At 68.5% G+C, this 23,711-nt stretch carries 15 protein-coding genes; 7 read left to right on the forward strand and 8 right to left on the reverse strand.

Translation table 11 applies throughout. The features are described from left to right. Positions 1-16: 16 nt before the first annotated feature. A complete protein-coding gene (locus C1925_RS15615) occupies positions 17-2,908 on the reverse strand; it encodes a TonB-dependent receptor (RefSeq protein WP_108769677.1) in 2,892 nt (963 codons plus the stop codon). Positions 2,909-3,148: 240 nt separating this feature from the next. Here C1925_RS15615 and C1925_RS15620 point away from each other — a divergent pair, with 240 nt between their 5' ends. Genes C1925_RS15620 through C1925_RS15640 form a run of 5 tightly spaced genes read left to right on the forward strand, consistent with a single transcriptional unit; the run spans position 3,149 to position 10,119 of the window. Continuing rightward, on the forward strand, positions 3,149-4,588 hold the full coding sequence (locus tag C1925_RS15620; protein WP_108769678.1) for a polysaccharide lyase 6 family protein: 1,440 nt from the start codon (positions 3,149-3,151) through the stop codon (positions 4,586-4,588). Then, positions 4,585-6,813 (forward strand): oligoalginate lyase, encoded by a 2,229-nt coding sequence (locus C1925_RS15625; protein ID WP_108769679.1) that lies wholly within the window; start codon positions 4,585-4,587, stop codon positions 6,811-6,813. The genes C1925_RS15620 and C1925_RS15625 overlap by 4 nt, the downstream gene beginning before the upstream one ends. Further along, on the forward strand, positions 6,810-8,114 hold the full coding sequence (locus C1925_RS15630; protein ID WP_108769680.1) for an MFS transporter: 1,305 nt from the start codon (positions 6,810-6,812) through the stop codon (positions 8,112-8,114). Before C1925_RS15625 ends, C1925_RS15630 begins: the two co-directional genes overlap by 4 nt. Before the next feature lie 46 nt (positions 8,115-8,160). Further along, the gene (locus tag C1925_RS15635) at positions 8,161-8,913 is read left to right on the forward strand and encodes a glucose 1-dehydrogenase (RefSeq protein WP_079222850.1); all 753 of its coding nucleotides are present in this window, start codon (positions 8,161-8,163) and stop codon (positions 8,911-8,913) included. Positions 8,914-8,931: 18 nt separating this feature from the next. Then, positions 8,932-10,119, forward strand: coding sequence for a GDSL-type esterase/lipase family protein (locus C1925_RS15640; RefSeq protein ID WP_108769681.1), 1,188 nt, complete (start codon positions 8,932-8,934; stop codon positions 10,117-10,119). A 162-nt stretch (positions 10,120-10,281) separates the two neighbouring features. On the opposite strand, the gene C1925_RS15645 is transcribed toward C1925_RS15640, so the two are convergent. From C1925_RS15645 to nudE, 4 genes are read right to left on the reverse strand one after another with little or no spacing between them, the layout of a single operon-like run. Continuing rightward, positions 10,282-10,608: a YnfA family protein gene (locus tag C1925_RS15645; RefSeq protein ID WP_079222853.1), complete on the reverse strand. Its 327-nt coding sequence runs from the start codon at positions 10,606-10,608 to the stop codon at positions 10,282-10,284. Next, positions 10,605-11,438, reverse strand: coding sequence for a nucleoside triphosphate pyrophosphohydrolase (gene mazG / locus C1925_RS15650; RefSeq protein WP_108769682.1), 834 nt, complete (start codon positions 11,436-11,438; stop codon positions 10,605-10,607). Before mazG ends, C1925_RS15645 begins: the two co-directional genes overlap by 4 nt. Before the next feature lie 13 nt (positions 11,439-11,451). Continuing rightward, positions 11,452-12,255: a 3'(2'),5'-bisphosphate nucleotidase CysQ gene (gene cysQ / locus C1925_RS15655; protein WP_108769683.1), complete on the reverse strand. Its 804-nt coding sequence runs from the start codon at positions 12,253-12,255 to the stop codon at positions 11,452-11,454. Beyond that, positions 12,252-12,815, reverse strand: a complete 564-nt coding sequence (gene nudE / locus C1925_RS15660; RefSeq protein ID WP_108769684.1) for an ADP compounds hydrolase NudE — start codon at positions 12,813-12,815, stop codon at positions 12,252-12,254. The genes cysQ and nudE overlap by 4 nt, the downstream gene beginning before the upstream one ends. Before the next feature lie 77 nt (positions 12,816-12,892). Here nudE and bioA point away from each other — a divergent pair, with 77 nt between their 5' ends. Together bioA and C1925_RS15670 are read left to right on the forward strand one after the other, a co-directional pair. Further along, positions 12,893-14,284, forward strand: coding sequence for an adenosylmethionine--8-amino-7-oxononanoate transaminase (gene bioA / locus C1925_RS15665; RefSeq protein WP_216821976.1), 1,392 nt, complete (start codon positions 12,893-12,895; stop codon positions 14,282-14,284). Further along, a complete protein-coding gene (locus C1925_RS15670; protein WP_108769686.1) occupies positions 14,275-15,012 on the forward strand; it encodes a 16S rRNA (uracil(1498)-N(3))-methyltransferase in 738 nt (245 codons plus the stop codon). The genes bioA and C1925_RS15670 overlap by 10 nt, the downstream gene beginning before the upstream one ends. 95 nt (positions 15,013-15,107) lie before the next feature. Here the strand turns inward: C1925_RS15670 and C1925_RS15675 are convergent, their stop codons facing one another. Genes C1925_RS15675 through C1925_RS15685 form a run of 3 tightly spaced genes read right to left on the reverse strand, consistent with a single transcriptional unit; the run spans position 15,108 to position 23,612 of the window. Further along, on the reverse strand, positions 15,108-15,572 hold the full coding sequence (locus C1925_RS15675; RefSeq protein WP_108769687.1) for a chemotaxis protein CheW: 465 nt from the start codon (positions 15,570-15,572) through the stop codon (positions 15,108-15,110). Next, positions 15,569-16,909, reverse strand: coding sequence for a chemotaxis protein CheB (locus C1925_RS15680; RefSeq protein WP_108769688.1), 1,341 nt, complete (start codon positions 16,907-16,909; stop codon positions 15,569-15,571). Before C1925_RS15680 ends, C1925_RS15675 begins: the two co-directional genes overlap by 4 nt. Next, a complete protein-coding gene (locus C1925_RS15685; protein WP_108769689.1) occupies positions 16,896-23,612 on the reverse strand; it encodes an Hpt domain-containing protein in 6,717 nt (2,238 codons plus the stop codon). The genes C1925_RS15680 and C1925_RS15685 overlap by 14 nt, the downstream gene beginning before the upstream one ends. Between the last annotated feature and the right edge of the window lie 99 nt (positions 23,613-23,711).

Raw genomic sequence — 23,711 nt, forward strand, 5'->3', positions numbered from 1 at the left:
GGCCGCGCCGCCCTGTTCAGAACTTGTATCGTACACCGAAATACGCACGCCGCCCGTAGGTCACCACTTCACGGAAATTGCCGTAAAGCGGCTGGTACGCCACGCGCGGTTCGTTGGTCAGGTTCATCAGCTCCAGCGACAGCGACAGCTGCTTGTTGACCTTGTAGCGCATGCGCAGGTCGACGCTGGTGTTGTCGTCGTAGTAGCGGTTCTGCTGCGCGGTGTTGCCGGTGAAGTCCTGGTAGTAGTGCGAGCGGAACTTGCCGATGGCCTGGATGTTGAAGCGGCCCACGTCCCAGTAGATCGAACCGGACAGCACGTGCCGCGAGAAACCGCTGAGGCCGGCCGGCGGCACGATGGCCGGGATGACGGTGCCATCGGCGGCCAGCTGCTCGCCCAGTCGCGAATCCTGTGTCTCGTAGTCGGCGTCGGCGTAGTTGTAGCTGACCTTGAAGCCCAGCCCATCGAACGGCTTGGGCAGGTAGGACAGGCGATGGGTGACGCTCAGCTCCAGGCCGGTCAGGGTGCTGTCATCGTCGGTGGTCACCTGCTGGCGCACCGGCACGGTCACGGTCTGCCCGTTGATGGTGTAGGTCTCCGGCACCAGCGCGGTGGCGGTGCCGCCGTTGAACTGCTTCCAGTACACCGCGCCGGCCAGCATGGTGTCCGGGTTCGGGTACCACTCCAGCGACAGGTCGCCGTTCCAGGACATCAGCGGCTGCGCGGCCGGGTTGCCGCTGGCACTGATGTCGTCCAGCGCATCGGCCAGGTTGCCGTAGGTGGCATCGCTGCTGACATTGATGGTGCGGCCGGCACCGAGCGCCGCGATGTCCGGGCGTGACATGGCGCGGTAGGCACCGACGCGCAGCAGCACGTCCGGACGCAGTTCGAACGCCGCGTTCAGGCTGGGCAGCAGCTTGTCATTGCCGGCCTTGAACACCTGGGTGGTGTAGTTGCCGGTCGGCTGCAGGCGGATCGTGCCATCGCCGTTGTCCTCGATCTGCAGGTCGGTGCGCACGCCCTCCGAACGCACATCGGTCTTGACCCAGCGCAGGCCGACGTTGCCGGTCACCGGCAGCCCGAACAGGCTGCTGCTGAACTCACCCAGCAGGTACAGCGCGCGCGTCTTCTCGGTGATGTCGACGTTGTTGGGATCCTGGAAGTCCGGATCCAGGCCGCTGTCGAGGCTGCCACGGAAGGACTGGTACAGGCAGTTGGGATCGAAGTACGCCCACGAGGAGATCGTGTTGCCGCTGGCGGCATCCATGAAATCGCTCTGCGGGAACGGCGCGCGGCAGGCCTGGTTGGCGGCGATGATCTTCGCCTTGTCGGCGGCCACGCGCTGGTCGTAGTCGGTCACCAGGGTGTTGTCGCGCAGGCGGTAGTCGGCCTGGCTGGCGCGCACGCCGCCCTTGATGCGGGTGAAGAAGCCCGACTCGGGCATGAAGCTGGCATCAAAGCGGCCGGCCTTGATCTTGTGGTCGTTCTCGGTCGCGCTGGAGGTGACGCGGGCCGCACCGGAGTATGCATCCCAGTTCTGCACATCGAAGTTCGGCGCCAGGGCCACGCTCGGCACTTCGCCATGCCAGTCCCAGTCGTAGTCGACATAACCGGTGGTGCCGCTGCTGATGCCCGGCACGATGGCATTGTTGATGTCCCGCTGGTTGGCCCGCAGGCGGGTCATGCGCTCGCTGTCCAGGCGGTTGGTATGCGAGTAGGACAGGTCGGTGGACAGTTCCCAGGCCGGGCTCGGCCGCACGATCAGGTTCAGCCCGCCACCGGTGTATTCCTCGCCGCGCCAGTAGCGGTTGGAGGTGGAATCGATCGAGGTGCTGCCATGCAGGTGGCGGACGATGCCGTTTTCGTCCACCTCGCGCTGGGTGATGCCACGGCGCGCGTTGGACAGGCTCAGGTCGCTGCGGTTTTCATACCAGTTGCGCTGGGTGTGCTCGAAGTCGACGTTCACTTCGACCACATCGTTGGGCCGCCACTGCACCGCAGCGAACTCGCTCTGGCGGTCGTTGCGTTCCTGCTTCAGGCGGTAGATGCGGCTGCTCGGCACCAGGTAGTACGGCGCACCGTTGGCGATGGCCTGCGCGCCCACTTCGGAGCAGTTGGCGTTGGTCACGTTCTGGTTGCCATCGCAGGCGTACCAGGTGGAACCGCTGGTGATGCTCTCTTCCGGGTCGGTGCCATCCAGGCGCTGGAAGCCCAGCGAGACGCCCAGCTTCTGGCCGTCGCCGAACTCGAACTGGTCGATGTAGCTGGCAGTGCCGCGGTAGCCGATGCCATCGTCATCGCGGTACTTCTTGTCATACTCGGCCCAGCTGCCGCGCAGGTCGAACTGCACCGAGCGTTTGCCGTATTCCAGCGGCTTGACCGTTTCCAGGCCGATGGTGCCGGCCACGCCGCCTTCGATGATGTCGGCGCGCTGGGTCTTGTAGATGGCCACCGTATTGATCAGCTCGGCCGGGAACATGTTGAAGTTCACCGAGCGGTCGCCGCTGCCGTTGGTGATCTCGCGGCCGTTGAAATTGGTGCTGCTGAGGAAGGCGCCGAGGCCGCGGATGGAAATTTCCGAGGCACCGGTCTTGTCGCGGGTCGAGGCGGCGCCGGTCAGCGTTTCGATCGCATCGGCCAGCGACGGCGCCGGCAGATCGCCGATGTCGTCTGCCGAGAGCACGTCGGCGATGACCGTGTCGTCTCGCTTCTTGTTGATCGAACTCTGCATCGATTCGCGGATGCCGGTGACCTGCACCTGGTCCAGCGTGGTGGCGTCCTGCCCGGCGCTGCCGGTGGTGGACTGCGCCTGCGCCAGCGGAGCGGCGGCCAGCGCGGCAAGCAAAGCCACGACGAGGGGCGTGGGTGACAGCGTGATGGTGCGTACAGCTCCGGCAGATTGCCGCATGGTTTCCTCCTCCCAAAGGATCGCCTGGTTGGCAGGCGTGGACGCAGCTTCGACATGCGGACACCGTAATGTCAACCAACTGGACTGGATTTTTCTTAATACCTTTGTTTCATACCACTTGGCCGTCATTAAATGTGCTGATGCAGCATGACTTTGCGCGAAAGCTGGCTTACAACAGACCCCGCAAGTGGTATGCACACCCAGCCGAAACGACGGCCCGACCGTCCCTGGAAGGACTTCATGCGCACCGAATCGACTTCGTACCGCCCGTCCAACCGGCTTCCCGGATCATTCCTCGCAACTGGTCTGGCAATCTGCCTGACCACTTCGTCGGCACAGGCCGCCAGCTGGCTGGTCCACGATGCCGCCGAGTTCACCACCGCCGCGGCCGCCCTGCAGCCCGGCGATGAAATCGTGCTGGCCGACGGCACCTGGACCGACACCCGTCTGCTGCTGAAGGGCCAGGGCACCGAGGCCGCGCCGATCACCCTGCGCGCACAGACCCCGGGCAAGGTGATCCTCAGCGGGCGTTCGGACCTGCGCCTGGCCGGCAGCTACCTGCAGGTCTCCAACCTGGTGTTCCGCAACGGCTACACGCCGGGCGATGCGGTGGTGGCCTTCCGCGAATCGAGCAAGGCGGTGGCCAGCCACAGCCGGGTGACCGGCCTGGTCATCGATGACTACACCAACCCCGATGCCAGCGACCAGGACTACTGGGTATCGCTGTACGGCAGCCACAACCGCCTCGACCACAGCCAGCTGCGCGGCAAGACCAATGCCGGGCCGACCGTGGTGGTGGTGCGCGATGCCACCCAGGGCCTGGACAACCAGCACCGCATCGACCACAACTGGTTCGGGCCGCGCCCGCTGCTCGGCGTCAACGGCGGCGAAACGATCCGCGTCGGCACCAGCGATACCTCGCTGAGCGATTCCAACAGCACCGTGGAAAACAACTGGTTCGAAGGCTGCGACGGCGAGACCGAGATCGTCTCCAACAAGTCCGGTGGCAACACCTACCGCGGCAACGTCTTCTATCGGTCGGCCGGCGCGCTGACCCTGCGCCACGGCAACGGCAACCGGGTGCTCGACAACGTCTTCCTCGGCGACGACAAGGCCGGCACCGGCGGCGTGCGCATCATCAACGCCGACCAGACCGTCAGCAACAACTACTTCGAGCGTCTGGCCGGTTCCAGCAACCGCTCGGCGCTGGCGATCATGGACGCGCAGGCCGATCCGCCGCTGTCCGGCTATGCGCCGGTGGCCAACGCGACCATCAGCCGCAACACCTTCGTGGATGTGGCGAAGATCAGCTTCGGCGTCGGCCATGACGCGGCGAAGGGCATCGACGTGGCCGCCATCAACAGCCGCTTCAGCGCCAACCTGATCGTCAACCGCACCAGCAGGAACCCACCCAACGCCGCCAGTTCGCTGGCCGGCATCGCTTTCAGCGGCAACGTGCAGTCGCCGCAGGCAAGCACCGTGTTTCCCAGCGGCGTCGAAAGCCGCAGCGTGACCCTGCAGCAGGCCGCCAATGGCCTGTGGACGCCCACCCCTGCCCTGCCCGCTACCGGTGCCGATCCGGCGCTGGCGATGACCGCACGCGAGGCCACGGGGGTGGACTGGTATCCCAAGGTGGGCGAGGTTGCCCTGTCCCGCACCAGCACCGGAGTTGATCGATGAGGTTGCAGCCGCTGTTTGTTTCCCTGGCCCTGGCCGTTCCCTTTGCCCTGCTGCCGGCCGCGCCGCTGCTGGCGGCCCCGGCCGCCGCCGCGCGCCAGGCCGACACCGCGCCGGTGCTGGTGACCGCCGCACAGTGGCAGCAGATGGCCAGCGAAGGCAGCCGCTACCCGTGGTTCGCCAAGGAGCAGGCGCGCACCGAGGCATCGCTGAAGAAGATGATGAAGGCCGGCATCGACGTGCCGGTACCCAGGGACAAGGGCGGCGGCCGCACGCATGAACAGCACAAGCGCAATTACCAGGCGCTGCTGGCGGCCGGCACGCTGTACCGGCTGACCGGCGACAAGGCCTATGTCGATTACTCGCGCGACATGCTGCTGCAGTACGCCAAGCTCTACCCGACCCTGGGCCCGCACCCGGAAGGCCGCGGGCAGATTCCCGGCCGCGTGTTCTGGCAGGTGCTCAACGATTCGGTGTGGCTGGTCAACGCCATCCAGGGCTACGACGCGATCCGCGACGCGCTGTCCGCGCAGGACCGGCAGACCATCGAGTCGCAGCTGTTCCGGCCGATGGCCGAATTCCTGATCAGCGAGCCGAAGAACTACGACCAGATCCACAACCACGCGACCTGGGCGGTGGCCGCCACCGGCATGACCGGCTACGTGCTGCGCGACCAGGAGCTGGTGGAGAAATCCCTGCGCGGCAGCCAGAAGGACGACAAATTCGGCTTCCTGCGGCAGATCGACCTGCTGTTCTCGCCCGATGGTTATTACGAGGAAGGCCCGTACTACCAGCGCTATGCGCTGGCGCCGTTCCTGCTGTTCGCCAACGCCATCGAACGCAACGAGCCGCAGCGGAAGATCTTCGCGCGCCGCGATGGCGTGCTTCTGAAGGCCGTGGATGTGCTGGTGCAGACCAGCTACGACGGCCTGTTCTTCCCGATCAACGATGCCATCCTGGACAAGGGCATCGATACCGAGGAACTGGTGGCCGGCATCGGCATCGCCTATGCGCGCACCGGCGATGACCACCTGCTGTCGGTGGCCCAGCAGCAGAAACGCCTGCTGCTCTCGCCCGAAGGCCTGCAGGTGGCGCAGGCGCTGGCGGCCAACAAGGCCAAACCCTTCGATTACAAACCGATGCTGCTGCGCGACGGCCCCGACGGCGACCGCGGCGGCCTGGCGATCCTGCGCATGAACGGCGAGGACGGCCAGGCGCTGGTGCAGAAGGACACCATGCAGGGCATGGGCCACGGCCACTTCGACAAGCTCAACTGGCTGTTCTACGACAACGGCAAGGCCGTGGTGACCGACTACGGCGCAGCGCGCTTCCTCAACGTGGAAGCCAAGCGCGGCGGCATCTACCTGGCCGAGAATCGCAGCTGGGCCAAGCAGACCGTGGCCCACAACACCCTGGTGGTGGACGAGCAGAGCCACTTCAAGGGTGACTGGAAACGCGGCGAGGAACATGCACCGCAGGTGCGCTTCTTCCAGGCCGACGCCGATACCCAGATCGCCTCGGCGACCATGCGCGATGCCTACCCCGGCGTGGTGTTCACCCGCACCCAGGCGCTGCTGCGCCACCCCGAACTGGGCCTGCCGGTGGTGCTGGACCTGCTGCAGGTGCACGGTGACAAGGCCGCGCGCTACGACCTGCCGCTGCATTTCAACGGCCACATCGTCACCACCGGTTTCGAGGCCGAGCACTTCACCAGCCAGCGCCCGGTGCTGGGCAAGGACAACGGCTACCAGCACCTGTGGCTGGACGCGCGCAGCAAGCCCGGCAGCGAGCCGCGCACGCTGGCCTGGCTGCTGGATGGCCGCTTCTACACCTATCGCTTCGGCAGCAGCGCACCCGCGCAGGCGCTGCTGGTGGAAAGCGGTGCCAATGATCCGGAATTCAACCTGCGCCGCGAACCGGCCCTGCTGCAGCGCGTGGAAGGCCAGAAGGATGTGACCTTCTTCAGCGTGCTGGAGCCGCATGGTGAGTACAACGGCACCGCCGAGTACGTGCACGGTGCCGACAGCCGCATCAAGGACATCGTGCGCACCCGCGGCAGCGATGCCGAGGTGATCGAGCTGCGCCTGGCCAGCGGCGCCCGCATCGCCCTGGGCGTGGCCGATGACAGCGCCGCCAAGGGCGAGCACAGCGTGACCGTCGATGGCCATACCTACCGCTGGAGCGGCAGCCACGCGCGCATGGACCGCAGCAAGGGTGACGCGAAATGAACGGCCCTGCGGTGGTGAGCCAGCTGCGCAAGGTGCCGGTGCGCTCGGCCGTGCGCTGGCTGATCGTCGGCCTGATCGCCGTGGCCACGGTGATCAACTACATCGACCGCAACGCACTGGCGGTGATGTGGCCGGAAATCGCCAAGGAAGTGGGCGCGACCAAGGATGACTACGCGCTGCTGGTGACGGTGTTCATGCTGTTCTACGCCGCCGGCCAGTTCCTGTTCGGCCGCCTGTTCGACATGATCGGCACGCGCCTGGGCTTCGCCCTGTCGATCAGCGTGTGGTCGATCTCCATCGCTCTGCACTCGGTCACCCATTCGATGCTGTCCTTCAGCCTGGTGCGGGCGATGCTCGGCATCAGCGAGGCCGGTGCCTGGCCGGGCGCGGTCAAGGCCAATGCCGAGTGGTTCCCGGCGCGCGAACGCGCACTGGCGCAGGGTGTGTTCAACGCCGGTGCGTCGATCGGCGCGATCGTTTCGGCACCGGCCATCGCCGGCCTGTACCTGTGGCTGGGCTGGCGCGGCACCTTCGTGCTGGTCGGTGCCATCGGCTTCCTGTGGCTGCTGCCGTGGCTGTTCGTCTACCGCGCCGGCCCGGACAAGCACCCGTGGGTGAGCGATGCCGAACGCCGCCTGATCATGGAAGACCAGGCCGGGCAGCAGGATGCCGCCGCGCCCAAGGTGAGCGTGCGTTCGCTGCTGGCCCACCGGCAGAGCTGGGGCATGCTCGCCTGCCGCTTCCTGCTGGACCCGATCTGGTGGCTGTTCGTGTCCTGGCTGCCGATCTACCTGGCCGAAAGCTTCGGCTTCGACATCAAGCAGATCGGCCTGTTCGCCTGGGTGCCGTTCGTGGGCGCGATGCTCGGCAGCCTCAGTGGCGGCTGGCTGTCCGGGCGCCTGATCCGTGCCGGGCAGAACGTGGACCGCGCACGCAAGCTGTCCATCACCCTGGGCTGCGTGATCATGGCCCCCGCCCTGCTGGGTGCGGTGCTGGCCAACCAGCCGTTGTTCGCGGTGCTGGCGATTGCCGCGGTGCTGTTCGGCTTCCAGGTGGCCATCGGCAACATCCAGACCCTGCCGGGTGATCTGTTCGATGGCCGCTCGGTCGGCACCCTCGCCGGCCTCGGTGGCCTGGCTGCGGTGGCCGGCACGCTGATCACCACCTGGCTGGTGCCGGTGCTGACCCGTCATTCCTACGCCCCGATCTTCATCCTCGTCGCCGCGCTGGTGCCGCTGTCGCTGGCCGCGCTGTGGTGGTGGACCGGACCCATCCACAAGCTCGACCGCCGTGGCGGCTGAGCGCGTTCTTTCCCTTCATTCCCCCGCAAACCAAGGAGTTTCCCGCATGTCGTTCCAGGACAAGGTGGCCATCGTCACCGGTGGTGGCCGTGATATCGGCCGTGCCGTCTCGATCAAGCTGGCCGCTGCCGGCGCACGCGTCTGCATCAATTACGCCAACGATGAGGCCAGCGCCAACGAAACGCTGGCGCAGATCCAGGCCGCCGGTGGCCAGGCCATCGTGCACCGCGCCGACGTGACCGATGCCGCCGCCGTGGCCGGCCTCGTCGCTGCCACCCAGGCCGCGTTCGGCGAGCGCATCGACCTGCTGGTGAACGTGGCCGGCGGCATGGTGCAGCGCCGCCCGCTGGCCGAGATCGACCCGGCGTTCTTCCACACGGTGATGGACCTCAACCTGACCTCGACCTACCTGACCACCCACGCGGTGGTGCCGCACATGGGCGAAGGCGCGGCCATCGTCAATTTCGCTTCGCAGGCTGGCCGCGATGGCGGTGGCCCGGGCGCGTCGATCTACGCCACTGCCAAGGCCGCGGTGATGACCTTCACCCGCGCCATGGCCAAGGAGCTGGGGCCGAAGGGCATCCGCGTGAACGCGCTGTGCTGCGGCATGATCGCCACCCGCTTCCATGACGAATTCACCAAGCCGGAAGTGCGCACCGCCGTCGCCGGCAACACCCCGCTGCGCCGCCAGGGCGTGCCGGACGAAGCCGCCGATGCGGCGGTGTTCCTGGCCTCCGATGCAGCGGCGTTCATCACCGGTGCGAACCTGGACGTCAACGGCGGCACCTACTTCTCCTGACCTGAGCGGACACCTGCCATGCAGCGCTGGATCACCCTGCTTTCGCTGGCCATCGGCGCTGCCGTGGCCGCCCCCGTCGCCCAGGCCGCTCCGGTCTGGGTGACCGCCTGGACCGCTTCACCGGCACCGGACCGCAAGGACGGGAAGCCGGAGGCACCCGTACAGTTCGCCGCGCAGACCGTGCGCCAGGACATCCGGGTCGGCAGCCGTGGCGAGGCGTTGCGCCTGCGCATCAGCAACGAACTGGGCGATGCACCGCTGCACGTGGAGGACATCCGCGTGCGCCTGAAGGATGGCAGCGCTGCGGCGCTGCCGGTCACCGTCGATGGCCGACGCGCCATCGACGTGCCAGTAGGTGCCGCGCTGCTGAGTGATCCGGTGGTACTGCCGGTGGGCGCACTGCAGGAGATCAGCGTGACCGCGTACTTCCCGCAGCCGACCCGGCCGGCGGTGCGGCGTACCGTGGTGCGCGTGGTCGATGGCAGGCAGGAGGCGGTGGCCGACACGGTGCGCGTCAGCTACCAGCAGAATGTGTTTTCGGCGGTGATGGTGCAGCGTGAGCAGCGGCCGTCGGTCATTGTTGCATTGGGTGATTCGATCACCGAAGGCGCGACCGCCACGCGCGGTTCGTTCAACCAGTGGCCGGAGCGGCTGGCGCAGCGCCTGCAGCAGGCCTGCCCGGACCGCTTCGTGGTGCTCAACCAGGGCATCAGCGGCAACAAGGTGCTGGACCATGGCCGCAGCCACAGTGCGCTGTCACGCCTGGACCGCGATGTGATCGCGGTAGCCGACGCCGACCAGGTGATCCTGTTCGAAGGCATCAATGACATCCGCCACGGCGGCAGTGCGCAGCCGCTGCCCGGGCGCAACGCACCGGACATGCTGCTGGGCTACCAGCAGGTGGCCGCGCGCCTGCACGCGCATGGCATCCGTGCCTACCTGGGCACGCTGACGCCGTTCGGCGGCTCCGAGCGCTACGAGCCGGTCTCGGCCACCACCCGCGCCTCGATCAACCAGTGGGCGCGCGGCAAGGACAGCGGCTTCGATGGCGTGGTCGATTTCGATGCGGCACTGCGCGACCCGAAGCAGCCGGAATCGCTGCCGGCCAACATCACCCGCGACCACCTGCACCCGAACGACGAAGGCTACCGGCGCATGGCCGAAGCGATCGACCTGAAAATGCTGGGGTGCGAGGCCCCGCGCTGACGCGGTTTTGTGGAGCCGACCCACGTTCGGCTGCCCTGGCTTCGTAGAGTCGAGCTTGCTCGACTGCCTCTGCCAAAAGCAGTCGAGCAAGCTCGACTCTACGGAAAATCAAAAACAGCCGAGCATGGCTCGGCTCGACAGAAGATCCACAGCCGCCGGGCATCACACCGGCTGGCGCGGCCCGAACATGATCACGGCCATGCCGGCCAGGCACAGTGCGGCGCCCAGCAGGTCCCAGCGGCTGGGGCGGATGCCATCGACCAGCCACAGCCAGAACAGCGCAGTGCCGATGTAGACGCCACCGTAGGCGGCATACACGCGGCCGCTGGCGGTGGGGTGCAGGGTCAGCAGCCAGGCGAACAGGGCCAGGCTGGCCGCGGCCGGCAGCAGCAGCCACACGCTGCCGCCCTTGCGCAGCCACAGCCACGGCAGGTAACAGCCGACGATCTCGGCCAGTGCGGTCAGCAGGAACAGGGCGAGGGTCTTCACGCCTTCTCCGCGGCCTTGGCGTGCTGCCACAGCGCTTCCTGCGCATCCAGGTCCAGCGCGGCCAGGCGCTCGCCCTGCGCGCCCGCCTGCGCTTCCATGGCGCGGAAGCGGCGTTCGAACTTGTGGTTGGCACCACGCAGCGCCGCGCCCAGGTCGATGTCGGCATGGCGGGCCAGGTTGGCGCAGACGAACAGCAGGTCACCCAGTTCTTCCTGCAGCCGCGCCTTGTTGCCGGCGATGTCGCCGCGCTCGAATTCCTCGCGCAGTTCCTGCAGCTCCTCGGCCGCCTTGTCCAGCACCGGCAGCGGGCCGGGCCAGTCGAAGCCGACCTTGGCCGCGCGCGACTGCAGCTTCACCGCACGCTGCCACTCGGGCAGCCCACGCGAGATGCCGGCCAGCGCCGACGTGTCCTGGTCGCCCTTGGCTGAGCGCTCGGCACGCTTGATCGCGTCCCAGTTGCGCATCACGCCATCGGCATCGTCCACGCTGACATCGGCAAACACATGCGGATGGCGGCGCTTCATCTTGTCACTGATCGCGCGCGCCACCTCGGCGAAGGCGAACGCGCCCTGCTCCTCGGCCATGCGCGCATGGAACACCACCTGCAGCAGCAGGTCGCCCAGTTCATCGCAGAGATCGTCCAGGTCGCCGCGGTCGATCGCATCGGCGACCTCGTACGCTTCCTCGATGGTGTACGGGGCAATGGTGGCGAAGTTCTGCTCCAGGTCCCAGGGGCAGCCGCCCTGCGGATCGCGCAGGCGCGCCATGATCGCCAGCAGGCGCTCCAGTTCGGTGCTGGCGGCACTGCCGGCGGTGGGGGTGTCGCTCATGCGGGCTCCAGGGTCAGTCGGACAGCCAGTCCCGCCACGGCAGGCTGGTGTCGCCAAGGGCGATGAAATCACCGTTCAGCAGGGTGCTGCGGCGGTTGTAGCGGAACGGCTTGCCACTGCTGGCCGAGAGCACCGCGCCACCGGCCGCGTGCAGCACGCACTGGCCGGCGGCGGTATCCCATTCGGAGGTCGGGCCCAGCCGCGGGTACACGTCCAGCCCACCTTCGGCGATGCGGCAGAATTTCAGCGAGGAGCCCTGCGCCACCGTTTCGATGTCGCCCATGCGTTCGAGCAGGGCGATGGTTTCCGGCGAACGGTGTGAGCGGCTGGCAGCGACCCGCAGCGGCGCGGTGGCCGGCGTGCGCGTGCGCAGCACGCTGTCGTGCAGGCCCTGGCGGCGGTAGGCCAGCTCGCCACGCATGGCGTGCCAGACGATGCCGGTCACCGGCGCCTGGACCACGCCGAAGGCCGGCGCGCCCTGGTAGATCAGCGCGATGTTGACGCTGAACTCGCCGTTGCGCTTTACGAATTCGCGGGTGCCATCCAGCGGGTCGACCAGCCAGTAGGCGCCCCAGTGCTGGCGCTGTTCCCACGGCACCATCGCCGATTCCTCGGAGAGGATCGGCAGGTCGGGGGTCAGCTGGCGCAGGCCCTGCTGGATGATCCGGTCGGCGGCGAGATCGGCCGCGGTCACCGGACTGTCGTCGGCCTTCAGGGTGACGTCGAAACCATCGCTGTAGACCTGCATGATCGCCTGCCCCGCTTCCTGGGCGATGGCGATCGTGGTCTCGCGCAGCTCGGTGGTCAGCTTGATCATCGGCGTCCCTGCAGCCACTGGCGCGCGATGAACAGCGCGGCCAGCGAGCGCCCTTCGGAAAAGTCCTCGCGCAGCATCAGCTGGTCCAGTTCGGCCAGCTTCCACGGCACCACTTCCAGCTCTTCCGGCTCGTCGCCGGCCAGCTTTTCCGGGTACAGGTCGCGCGCCACCACCAGCCACGACTGGTGGCTCATGTACGTCGGCGCCAGGGTCATCGCGCGCAGCACGTCGACCTGGCGCGCGCCGTAGCCGGCCTCTTCCTTCAGTTCGCGGTCGGCGGCCTGTTCAGGCGTTTCACCGGCATCGATGCGGCCCTTGACCAGGCCCAGCTCGTAGCGGTGCACGCCGGCGGCGTATTCACGCACCAGCAGCACGGTCTCCTCGTCCAGCATCGGCACCACCACCACGGCGCCATGGCCACGGCTGACCAGGCGCTCGAAACGCCGGTGTTCACCGTTGGAGAACTCCAGGTCCAGGTGCTGGCGCTGGAAGGGGCCGTTCTCCTCGTCGGTGATCCGGTGGATGATCGGCAGGCGACGGCCGCTGCGGTCGTCGTTCATGCGGAATCTCCGCGGCGGCCGGCGCGTGCGCCGGGGCCGATAGAATGTGCAGGCAGCAACATGTTCATGAGCCCGAAATGCTAGCAGACCCAACCCCCTCCCCGCTGGCCCGGCAGTGGCAGAAACGCGACCTGCAGGTGCTGTGGCACCCGTGCACGCAGATGCGCGAGCATCCGGACACCCTGCCGCTGGTGCCGATCGCGCGTGGCCAGGGCGCCTGGCTGATTGACCACGACGGCAACCGCTACCTGGACGCGGTCAGCAGCTGGTGGACGAATCTGTTCGGTCATGCCGAACCGCGCATCGGCGCGGCCATCGCCGCCCAGGCCGGGCAGCTGGAACAGGTGATGCTGGCCGGGTTCAGTCATGAACCGGCGATCCTCCTGGCCGAGCGCCTGCTGGCGCTGGCGCCGCGTCAGTCCGGGCGCGCGCCACTGGCCAAGGTGTTCTACGCCGACAACGGCTCGGCCGGCGTTGAAGTGGCGCTGAAGATGGCCTTCCAGTACTTCCAGAACCGCGGCGAGACCCGGCGCACGCGCTTCATCGCGCTGGAAAATGGCTACCACGGCGAGACCCTGGGCGCGCTGGCGCTGGGCGACATCCCGCTGTACCGCCGCGTGTACGCGCCGCTGCTGGCCGAGGGCCTGTTCGCGCCCTCCCCCGATGCCTACCTGGCCGAACCGGGGCAGAGTGCGGCCGACCGTGCACGGCAGGCCGCCGATGGCCTGGCCACCCTGTTCGACCAGCACCCCGGCGAGATCTGCGCGGTGATCCTGGAACCGCGCCTGCAGTGCGCCGGCGGCATGCGCATGCATGACCCGGTCTACCTGCAGCGCGTGCGCGAGCTGTGCGATGCGCACGGCGCGTTCATGATCGCCGACGAGATCGCCACCGGCTTCGGCCGCACCGGCACGATGTTCGCCTGCGAACAGGCCGGGGTGATGCCCGACCTGATGTGCCTGTCCAAGGGCCTGACCGGCGGCTTCCTGCCGCTGGCCGCGGTGCTGGCCTCGCAGGCGCTGTACGACGCCTTCCTCGATGATTCGCGCGAGCGCGCGTTCCTGCATTCGCACAGCTACACCGGCAACCCGCTGGCATGTGCGGCCGCCCTGGCCACGCTGGACATCTTCCGCGACGAGGACGTGATCGCGCGCAACCGCGGCATCGCCTCAGTGATGGGCGCGCTGGCCGCGCCGTTCGCCGACCACCCGCACGTGGCCGACGTGCGCCAGGCCGGCATGGTGGTGGCCTTCGAGCTGTCGCGCGACGGCAACCGGCGGACCCCGTTCAACCCGGCGCTGCGGCTTGGCCTGCACGCCTACAAGGCCGCGCTGAAGCGTGGCGTGGTACTGCGCCCGCTGGGCGACGTGCTGTACTGGATGCCACCTTACTGCGTGGATGACGAACAACTGGAGCTGCTGGCACATACCACGCTGGCGGCCATCGACGAGGCGATTGCATGCGCGTGACCCGCTGCCCCATCGACCTGGCGCTGCACAGCGGCCAGACCGTGACCCTGCCGGAAGAGACGGCCAACCACCTGGTGCGGGTGATGCGCCTGCGCGAGGGCGATACCTGCGTGCTGTTCAATGGCGATGGCCACGACTACAGCGCCACCCTGACCGTGGCCAGCAAGCGCGAGGTGCAGGTGCGCATCGACGCGGTGCAGGCGGTGGCCAATGAATCGCCGCTGGCGATCACCCTGCTGCAGGGCATTGCCCGCGGCGAGAAGATGGACCTGATCCTGCAGAAGGCTACCGAGCTGGGCGTCAGCGCCATCGTGCCGGTGAATGCCGAGCGGACCGAGGTGAAGCTGGACGCGGCGCGTGCCGAAAAGCGCGTGGCGCACTGGAACAACGTGGTGAGCTCGGCCTGCGGGCAGTCCGGGCGCGCACGCATTCCGCAGGTGGGTCCGCCGCTGTCGCTGGCGCAGGCGGCGGCGACGCTGCCGGCCGATACGCTGCGGCTGACGCTGGACCCGCAGGGGGCGCATCGGCTGTCGACGCTGGACGCCGCACCGGCGGGGGGCGTGGTCATCGCGATCGGTCCGGAAGGTGGCTGGTCGCCGCGTGACCGTGACCAGCTGGCCGCTGCGGGCTTCCAGGGCCTGCAGCTGGGGCCGCGCATCCTGCGCACGGAAACCGCCGGCCTGGCCGCGATCGCGGCGCTGCAGGCGCGGTTGGGGGATCTGGGGTAAGGCGAACGCCTGCGGCGTGCGCGGTAGTGCCGGCCGCTGGCCGGCTCCACGCGATATCGGGTTGCCGGCCAGCGGCCGGCACTACCATCCGGTGGTCAGGCGGCCAGCGAATCCAGCGCCGATTCCAGCGCGTCCAGGTTCGGCAGCAGCGCGCTCTTTTCACCCAGCAGCACGCGCATGTGCACGATCTCCGGCAGAGTTTCTTCCGAAGCATCGGCCAGCAGGCCGTCGCGCGGCACCGAGATCAGCTGCGGGAAGTTCTGCGTCAGCAGCGCGTAGTACGGGCGCTGCGCGTTGCCGCTGAGGGCCTTCAGCACCACCACCTTGTTGTGCCCGCCCACCATTTCTTCGCCCAGGCCGGACAGGCGGGCGAAGGACAGCAGCGGCACCTGCCAGCCGTGCCAGGCGATCTGCCCGACCAGCCAGCGCGGCGCATCGGCCACCAGTTCCACTGCCACGCGCGACATCATTTCGGCCACCGTCGCATTGGGCAGCAGCACGCGCTCGCCACCGGACTGGATCAGGACGCCACGGATCTCATCGTTGTTTGCGTAGCTCATGGCGTCTCTCCATTGTCCTCGTCCACGGCCCAGCGCGCCGCGATGGCCTGCGCCAGTTCCTGCGGTTCACCGGCCACCATGCCGGCAGCGACCACGGCGGTTGCCGCGGCGGGGTCATAGCAGCCTTCACCCACCTGCCCTGCCACCCAGGCACCGGCCTCGGCCAGGTCCAGGGCCGGGCCGACATGGGCCAGGTCGGCACCGCTGAGCAGGACCAAGGCGCTGTGTTCGGCCGGCAGCGCGGCAATCGAGATACCCAGCGGGTCGGTCTGGAAATGCAGGCCATCGGCCGCGGCACGCACGCCGATGTCGTCGGACAGGATGTGGACCTCGCCCGGCGCCGCGCGGCGGCCGGCCTCGGCCAACTGCACCGGCAGCGGCGATACCCGTGCCATCTGCTTGACCAGGTTGCCGTAGCGGCCCCCGTCCAGGCGCATGTGCACCAGCACCGGCACGGCCAGCCCGGTCGGCAGCGCGCCCAGCAGGCGGCGCAGCGCATCGGGTCCACCGATGCCGGCCAGCACCAGCAGCGCCCCGGCGCGTGCACCGGCAGGCAGGCCGGCATCCAGGTCGACCAGACTCAGGCGGCCGGTGTCGAACGACGGTGCGGCCACCGGCTCGTCGCGCGTGGGCGCGGCGGCGGCCGGTGTGTCGGCGGCCTCGTCGACCAGCGACCAGGCGGTGTGATCGAAGGACACCGGCGGCGGCACGGGCGCATGGTCCGCCGGCGCCTCCACTGCATCGGCAGCGGGCTCCGGCGTCTGCGCCTGCAACGCGGCCAGGTGCTGTTCCAGCGACATCGGTTCAGCAAACGTCGCCGGCGGTGCAGGTGTGGTGTACAGGCTGTCGGCCGGCACGTCGCCGGCCCAGTCCTGGGCCTGCTCCATGTGCGCGTGCAGGACTTCATCCTTCGGCGGTACCGGCGGCGGCGAAGGCCGGCCCGGTTCCAGCTGCAGGCTGGGTTCGTCTTCGGCGCCCGGCGGCAGCACCTGCTGGTGGCCGTGCAGCTTGGCCGACAGATGCCGGCCCCAGCGCTGCGCTTCCCAGCCGTCGCGGCGCGCGGCCAGTTCGGCCTCGTCGAACACCAGGGTCAGGCCCGGCGCCGACAACGCCGGCTCCAGCCGCTCCAGCGCGTCCTCGATGGCCGCTTCCAGGGCGATCACCACGAACTGCGGATGCGCATCGGCCAGCGCCTGCGGCTCCAGCGTGGTCGGATCATCTTCCAGCACGATCTGCACATCGGCATGCGCCAGCGCCTCGCGCAGGCGCTCACGGGCAGCGCCCGGACGGGCCAGCAGGGCAACGGCCGGAACCGGATTGACGTCACTCACGGACACGGGCGATCCCCAGCAAGTCATACACGTTACGCATCAGGTCCAGCTCCTGGTACGGCTTGCCCAGGTAGCGCTGCACGCCGATCTCGAAGGCGCGCTGGCGATGCTTGTCACCGCTGCGCGAGGTGATCATCACGATCGGCACGTCCTTGTAGCGCGGGTCGGCACGCATCGCGGTGGCCAGCTCGTAACCGTCCATGCGCGGCATTTCGATGTCCAGCAGCATCAGGTCGGGCACGCGCTCTTCCAGCTGCTCCAAGGCCTCGACACCGTCGCGGGCGACGCTGACCTCGAAGTTGTGGCGTTCCAGGATGCGGCCGGTCACCTTGCGCATGGTCAGCGAATCGTCGACCACCATCACCAGCGGAACCTGGCGCTCCAGGCGCGGCGCGTTGTCCTGCACCGGCGCGATCGGGTTGGCCAGGTAACGGCGCACCAGCGGGGCCACGTCGAGAATGACCACCACGCGGCCATCGCCGGTGATGGTGGCGCCGTAGATACCCGGCACCGAAGCGATCTGCAGGCCGACCGGCTTCACCACGATTTCGCGGTTGCCCAGCACCTGGTCGATCGCCACGGCGGCACGCAGGTCGCCGGCGCGGACCAGCAGCAGCGGCACCTGGTCCTGGCCGTCGGCACGCGCCGGGGCCTGGCCGACCAGGCTGCCCAGGTCGTACAGCGGATAGTCTTCGCCGCTGTAGCGGTAGCTGCTGTCGGCGGCTTCGAAACGCTCGCGCGACAGGCGGCCGATACCACTGACCGACGCCACCGGCACGGCAAACGTGGTTTCGCCGATCTGCACGAACACGGCCTGGGTGACGGCCAGGGTCTGCGGCAGACGCAGAGTGAAACGCACGCCCTGGCCACGCACCGACTGGATGTCGACCGAGCCACCGAGCTGGCGCACTTCGTTGCGCACCACGTCCATGCCCACGCCGCGGCCAGCCAGCTGGCTGACCTGGTCGGCGGTGGAGAAGCCGGCGGCGAAGATCAGGCTGTCCAGCTCCTGCTCGTTCGGCGACGCATCGGCGGCCAGCAGGCCACGGTCGATGGCGCGGCGACGGATCCCCTCGCGGTCCAGGCCGGCACCGTCATCGGCCACTTCCAGCACGATTTCCGAACCTTCGCGGTGCAGGCGGATGGCGATCTCGCCTTCTTCCGGCTTGCCGGCGGCGCGACGCTGTTCCGGTGCTTCCAGGCCGTGGGCCACCGAGTTGCGCAGCATGTGCTCCAGCGGCGCGACCATGCGGTCCAGGACGTTGCGGTCCAGTTCGCCGTGGGTACCTTCCAGGGTCAGGTGCACCTGCTTGCTGGTGTCCATGCCGGCCTGGCGGACGACACGGCGCAGGCGCGGCACCAGGCCGTCGAACGGCACCATGCGCGCGCGCATCAGGCCGTCCTGCAGTTCCGAGCTGACGCGCGACTGCTGCTGCAGCAGCGAATCGTACTGGCGCGACAGATCGTCCAGCACGCCCTGCAGGCCGCCAAGGTCGGCTGCCGATTCGTTCAGCGCACGGCTGAGCTGCTGCAGGGTGGAGAAACGGTCCAGTTCCAGCGGATCGAACTTCTGGTCGGCCTGGTCCTGCTCGCGCTGGTAGCGGGCGACGATCTGCGCCTCGGTTTCCAGGTCGAGTCGGCGCAGCTGGTCGCGCAGTCGCGCATTGGTGCGCTCCAGTTCGCCCATGGCGCCACGGAAGGCACCCAGCTGCTGCTCCAGGCGCGAGCGGTAGATCGCCACTTCACCGGCGTGGTTGACCAGGCGGTCGAGCAGGTCGGCGCGCACGCGCACCTGTTCCTGCTGCGGACGCGCCAGCGGATCCTCCTCCGGCGCGCCTTCCACCGGCAGCGGTGCCGACAGCGGCGCGTCGCCCAGGGGCAGCGGCACGGTCGCCACCGGTGCCTCGTCAGCCGGGTCGGTGCTGGCTGCAGCAGCCTTGGCAGTCGCGGCAGCATCGCTGCGGGTGCGCGCTTCAAAGGCGTCCACCAGATCCTGCGGCGGCTCGACCACGCGGTGGTCACCGGTGCGGGTCAGCAGCTGGTGCAGGCGATCGAAACCACGCTCCAGCAGCTGCACGTCAGGACGTTCAATTTCGGTGCGGCCAGCGGCCACGGCTTCCAGCAGCGATTCGATGCTGTGGCCGAGGTCGCCGATGGCGTTGATGCCGGCCATGCGTGCACCGCCCTTGAGCGTGTGCAGGTCACGCTGCAGGCCGGCCACGACCTCGCGGTCCTGCGGTGCATCGCGCAGTTCGCTGATCAGGCCATCGCAGTGGTCGAGCAGGTCCTTGCCTTCCTCGACGAAGATATCGACCAGCTCGCGGTCGTAGACAGTGAAGTCGAGCTGATCGGCTTCGGCTTCGGCTTCGGCTTCGGCTTCGGCAGGCTCGGCTTCGATGGCGTCCGGTTCAACGGCCTCGGCTGCGACAACTGCGGCTTCGGCGGCATCCTGGCTGTGGCCCGGCGCCTCTTCCATCTCGAACAGACGCACCGGTGCGGCCACCTCGGCCACCTCATCGGTCGACGCGTCGTCAACCAACACGTCGTCATTCACCGTCGCCGGGGACGGCAGGTCGGCGCTCTCTCCTTCACCGACCGCCGCCTCCCCGCCGACGTCCGCATCCTCGGCAAAGGCTTCCGCCTCGCCCGGCGCGAGTTCGCTGGCCTGCAGGCCGAGCACCGGCCACTGGCCGTCCTCGTCCTGCGCCTGTTCGTCCTCGATCACGTGCAGGCCGGCTTCGAGCGCGGCCTCCAGCGTGACCGGTTCTGCGAAGCCCGGCACAGCCATTTCATCCTGAAGGCTGGTTGCGTCGCTGTCGAGCGCCAATGCCTCGATGTCTTGGTCAACCGCCTCGACAACCGGCGCCTGCGGCAGCGGGCTCAGGGCAATTGCGTCACTTTCCGCCGCAACGACAGCATCTTCCAGATCACGGTCATCCACCGGCAGCGCGCTGGCATCCAGGTACGGCGACAGATCGTCGACGGCGGTCAGGCCGGCGGCGTCCACATCGATCGCAACTGGCGCGACTTCAGCGGTTTCAGCAACGTCATCGGCTTCGATGGCTTCAACGACAGCGTCCGCTTCGATCACCGTCGGCAGCGTGGCAGCGGCCTCCGGCATCGACGGCCAGCCGGCATCGAAGTAGCGCGACAGGTCTTCGCCACCGGTCAGTTCGGCAGCCTCCAGACCGGCGTCGGGCGCGGCTTCGGCTTCGGCAACCGGCACGGCGGCGTCAGCAGGCGCTTCAATGTCAGCCACGACATCCGCTTCAACCTCGGCATCACGCTGCACATCGACCACATCGATGTCGGCGGCATTCGCTTCGGCTTCGGCTTCGGCTTCGGCTTCGGCTTCAACCTCGTCGAAATCTTCGTCGTCCATTTCCAGACCGACCATCGGCCAGCGCGCTTCCGGCAGTTCACCGGCCAGCGCCTGCAGGCGCTGCGCCAGCTCGGCCTGCGGCGCGATGCGCGGCTGTTCGGCCTGCAGCGCGTCCATGGTGGCGCCGATCGCCTGCGCGGTGGCATCCAGCGCACCCAGCGCCTCGGCACCCGGCACCACTTCAGCGGCCAGCGCACGCTTGATGTAGGACTCGGCGGCACCGGTAACGGCGGTGATTTCCGGCACTTCGGTCATCGCGAAGGCGCCGTTCATGGTGTGCACGGCGCGCAGCAGCGCATCGTTCACCGGCTGCTCGGCCTGCTGCGCCGACTGCAGCCACTGCTGCAGGGTCGCCAGGTGGACTTCCACCTCGGCTTCCAGGATCTCGCGCAGCACGCTGTCGATGTTGGCTGGCGTACCGACCAGCTCGGCCACGGTGTCGGCGGCAAGCGCCGCTTCCACGGCAGCGGCGTCGTCCAGCACCGGCACGTCGGCCACGGCTTCGGTCGGCGCCACCGGCTGCGGCGCGGCAGCCACCGGCAGCGGCACGTAGAAGGTTTCCTCACCGGCGGCCACGCGGTCAGCGATGGCCTGCATCGCCTGCAGGTCCACGGTGACGCGCTGGCCATCGCGCAGCGCGGCATTCAGCTGCGGCAACGCGGTGTTGGCATGGTCGACCATCGCCAGCACGGCCGGGGTGGCCGCACGGCTGCCATCGAGCACGCGGTTGAGCATGCCCTCGATCTTCCAGGCGAACTCGCCCAAGGTGCGGGCGCCGACCAGGCGGCCACTGCCCTTGAGGGTGTGGAAGATGCGGCGGATCGGACGCAGCCGATCCATGTTGTCCGGCTGCATGCGCCAGGCCGGCAGCAGCGTGCCGAGATTGCCCATCTCGTCATCGAACTCTTCCAGGAACACCTCACGGATATCCTGGTCGATGTTCTCGGCATCGTCATCGAAGCCCGCCTCGAAGCCGGTGGCTTCGGCAGCCACGGCAGCGACTTCCGGTGCCGGGGTGGCCGGCACGGCCCGCGGATTGAACTCGGCAGCAGCCGCGCTCAGTTCGGCGAAGAACTGCGCATCGGCCTCGCTGAAATCGATCGGCGCGATGGTATCGACGTCGACCAGGGACACGGTCGTGGCAGGCGCGGCGGCAGTGGCCAGGACCTCGTCCGCGCCGGTCTCGGCGGCGGCCAGGGCCTCGATCATTTCAACCGGCGCCGCTTCGGCAACCACATCGGTCATGTCGATCTGCTCGACGGGCTCAATCGTCGCGGTGGACTCCAGCTCCAGCACTTCGACCGGCGCGGCTTCAACCGCGTCGACGATCTCCAGCACCGGCAGCTGCGCGTCGTCTTCCTCGTCCAGCGACAGCGTCTCCATCGCCTGCAGCGACAGCACGTCGTCGGCGTTGTCCAGTGCGCTGTTGTCGAAGTGGAACACCACCTCGTCGGCCAGCACGGCCGGGCCGTCATGCTCGGCAGCCACCGGGTCGAACACGGGCACGGCCGCCAGCTCCAGCGAAGCGCCTGCGGCGTCGTCCAGCGCGGCAACGCCGAAGTCCTCGACGCTGTCTTCCAGCACCAGCGCGTCACCATCATCGGCCTGCGCCGCTTCGACGTCGGACAACGACCACTGCGGGGCCACGTGCTGGGCCGCGCCCTCGTGCTCGAAGCTGACCGGATCGAAACTGTTGAAGGTCGGTGCGCGCTCATCGGCGACGGGCGCGGCGTCGTGGCCACCCAGCTCCCACTGCGGCACGCTCGGCACCGGCGCGGTCGAAGCGGCGAACAGCAGCGGCGCAGGTTCGGCCTGCTCGGGTGCGGATGCGGCGATGTCCTGCCCGCCCAGCGCGCCGAACATCAGGCTGTTGTCGGCCACCGGCGCAGCCGGCAGCGGATCGAAGGTGAAGTCCGGCAGCGGCGGCGGGATCTCGCCCGGCGCCGGCGCGGCAGGCTGCACGGCGATCTCCACCGGCTCCAGCTGCAGCGCAGCAGCGGCCAGCGGCACGCTCTCGCGCTCGATCGGCTGCAGCGGATCCGCGTCGGCCTCGGTCTCGGTCTCGGCAACCGTGCTGCTGCGCTCGGGCAGCGGCCAGTAGCGCAGGGTTTCCAGGCTGCTGCGGGTAATGTCGAGGATGTCCTCGCGACCCGGGCGGCGGTCACGCAGCGCTTCCAGGTAGTACTCCAGGCTGGCCATGGCATCGGCCAGCGTGTCCAGCTGCCGGCCACTGGGCACGCGCTGGCGGCCGATCAGTTCGGCTTCGATGTACTGCTGCACGCCGCGCAGGTAATCGGCGGCGGTGCCCAGGTCGAGCATGCGCAGCGCACCGGACACGTCGCCCAGCAGGCGCGGCACGTCCTGCAGTTCGGCATGGTTCCAGCTGGTTTCGATGAAGGCGACGAAGTGCTCGCGGGCGGCGGCGAAATTGGCGATCGCCTCGTGGGCCAGCACTTCCACCGTGCGCCGGTTCTCCACCGCGCTCGGGTCGTCCTCGCCACTGCCACCGGCGCCCAGGTGGGCGACCTGGTCGTCCAGCGACGCATCGACATAGAGCAGCGCACCGGCGATATCCAGCAGCATGTCTTCGTCGATCTGCTGGCGGCCTTCAACCACGGCCAGCAGCGCATCGCGCTGCTGCGCGACCACGCCGCGGGCAGCGCCCAGGCCCATCATGCCCAGCGTGTCGCCGACCGCGCCCAGCTTGGTCACCTGTTCCTGCAGCTGCTGCGGCGCAGCGCCGGTGCGCAGGTGCAGGTCCAGGGCATCCTTGACCTGCAGCAGTTCTTCCTTGACCGCGCTGCCGACGGTATCGAGCAGCTCGCGGTTGCGGCCGCTCAGGCTGCCACGGGCGTGGTCCAGCTCGGCCTCGGTGGCGCTGACGCTGTCCGGCGCGAAGGCGAACAGCACGCTGTCATTGACGCCTTCTTCGCCACGCGCGGCGCGGATCTCGTTCAGCAGCGGCATCAGCACGATCGGAATATCGCGGTGGCCGTTCTGCAGGCGTTCCAGGTAATCGGGCAGCAGCACGCTGCCACGCATCAGCGTGGCGCAGGCTTCATCGCGGTCGGCCACGCGGCCTTCGCCGACGGCCACGGCCAGCTGTTCCAGTTCCTCGGCCACCATCGCCGGGGCATACAGCTCGACCATGCGCAGGGTGCCCTGCACCTGGTGCAGGTAGCCGGCGCAGATGCGCATGCGGCTGCCGTCGGCCGGGTCCTCGACGAAGTACTCGACCTCGTGCCGCACCTGGCGCAGGGTCTCGTCCAGCTCCGGCTTGACCCAGCCCAGCGCTGCATGGCTCATCGCATCGCGCAGGCTGCTCATGGACGCGCTCCGGTCGCCGCCGCGCGGAGGCCGCGCGTGTTCTGGCGTGGGAAATGGAAATGCTTCATCGAATGATTCCTTGCTCGCCGCCCTGCCCGC

Source organism: Stenotrophomonas sp. SAU14A_NAIMI4_5 (genome assembly GCF_003086795.1).
Classification (GTDB): domain Bacteria; phylum Pseudomonadota; class Gammaproteobacteria; order Xanthomonadales; family Xanthomonadaceae; genus Stenotrophomonas.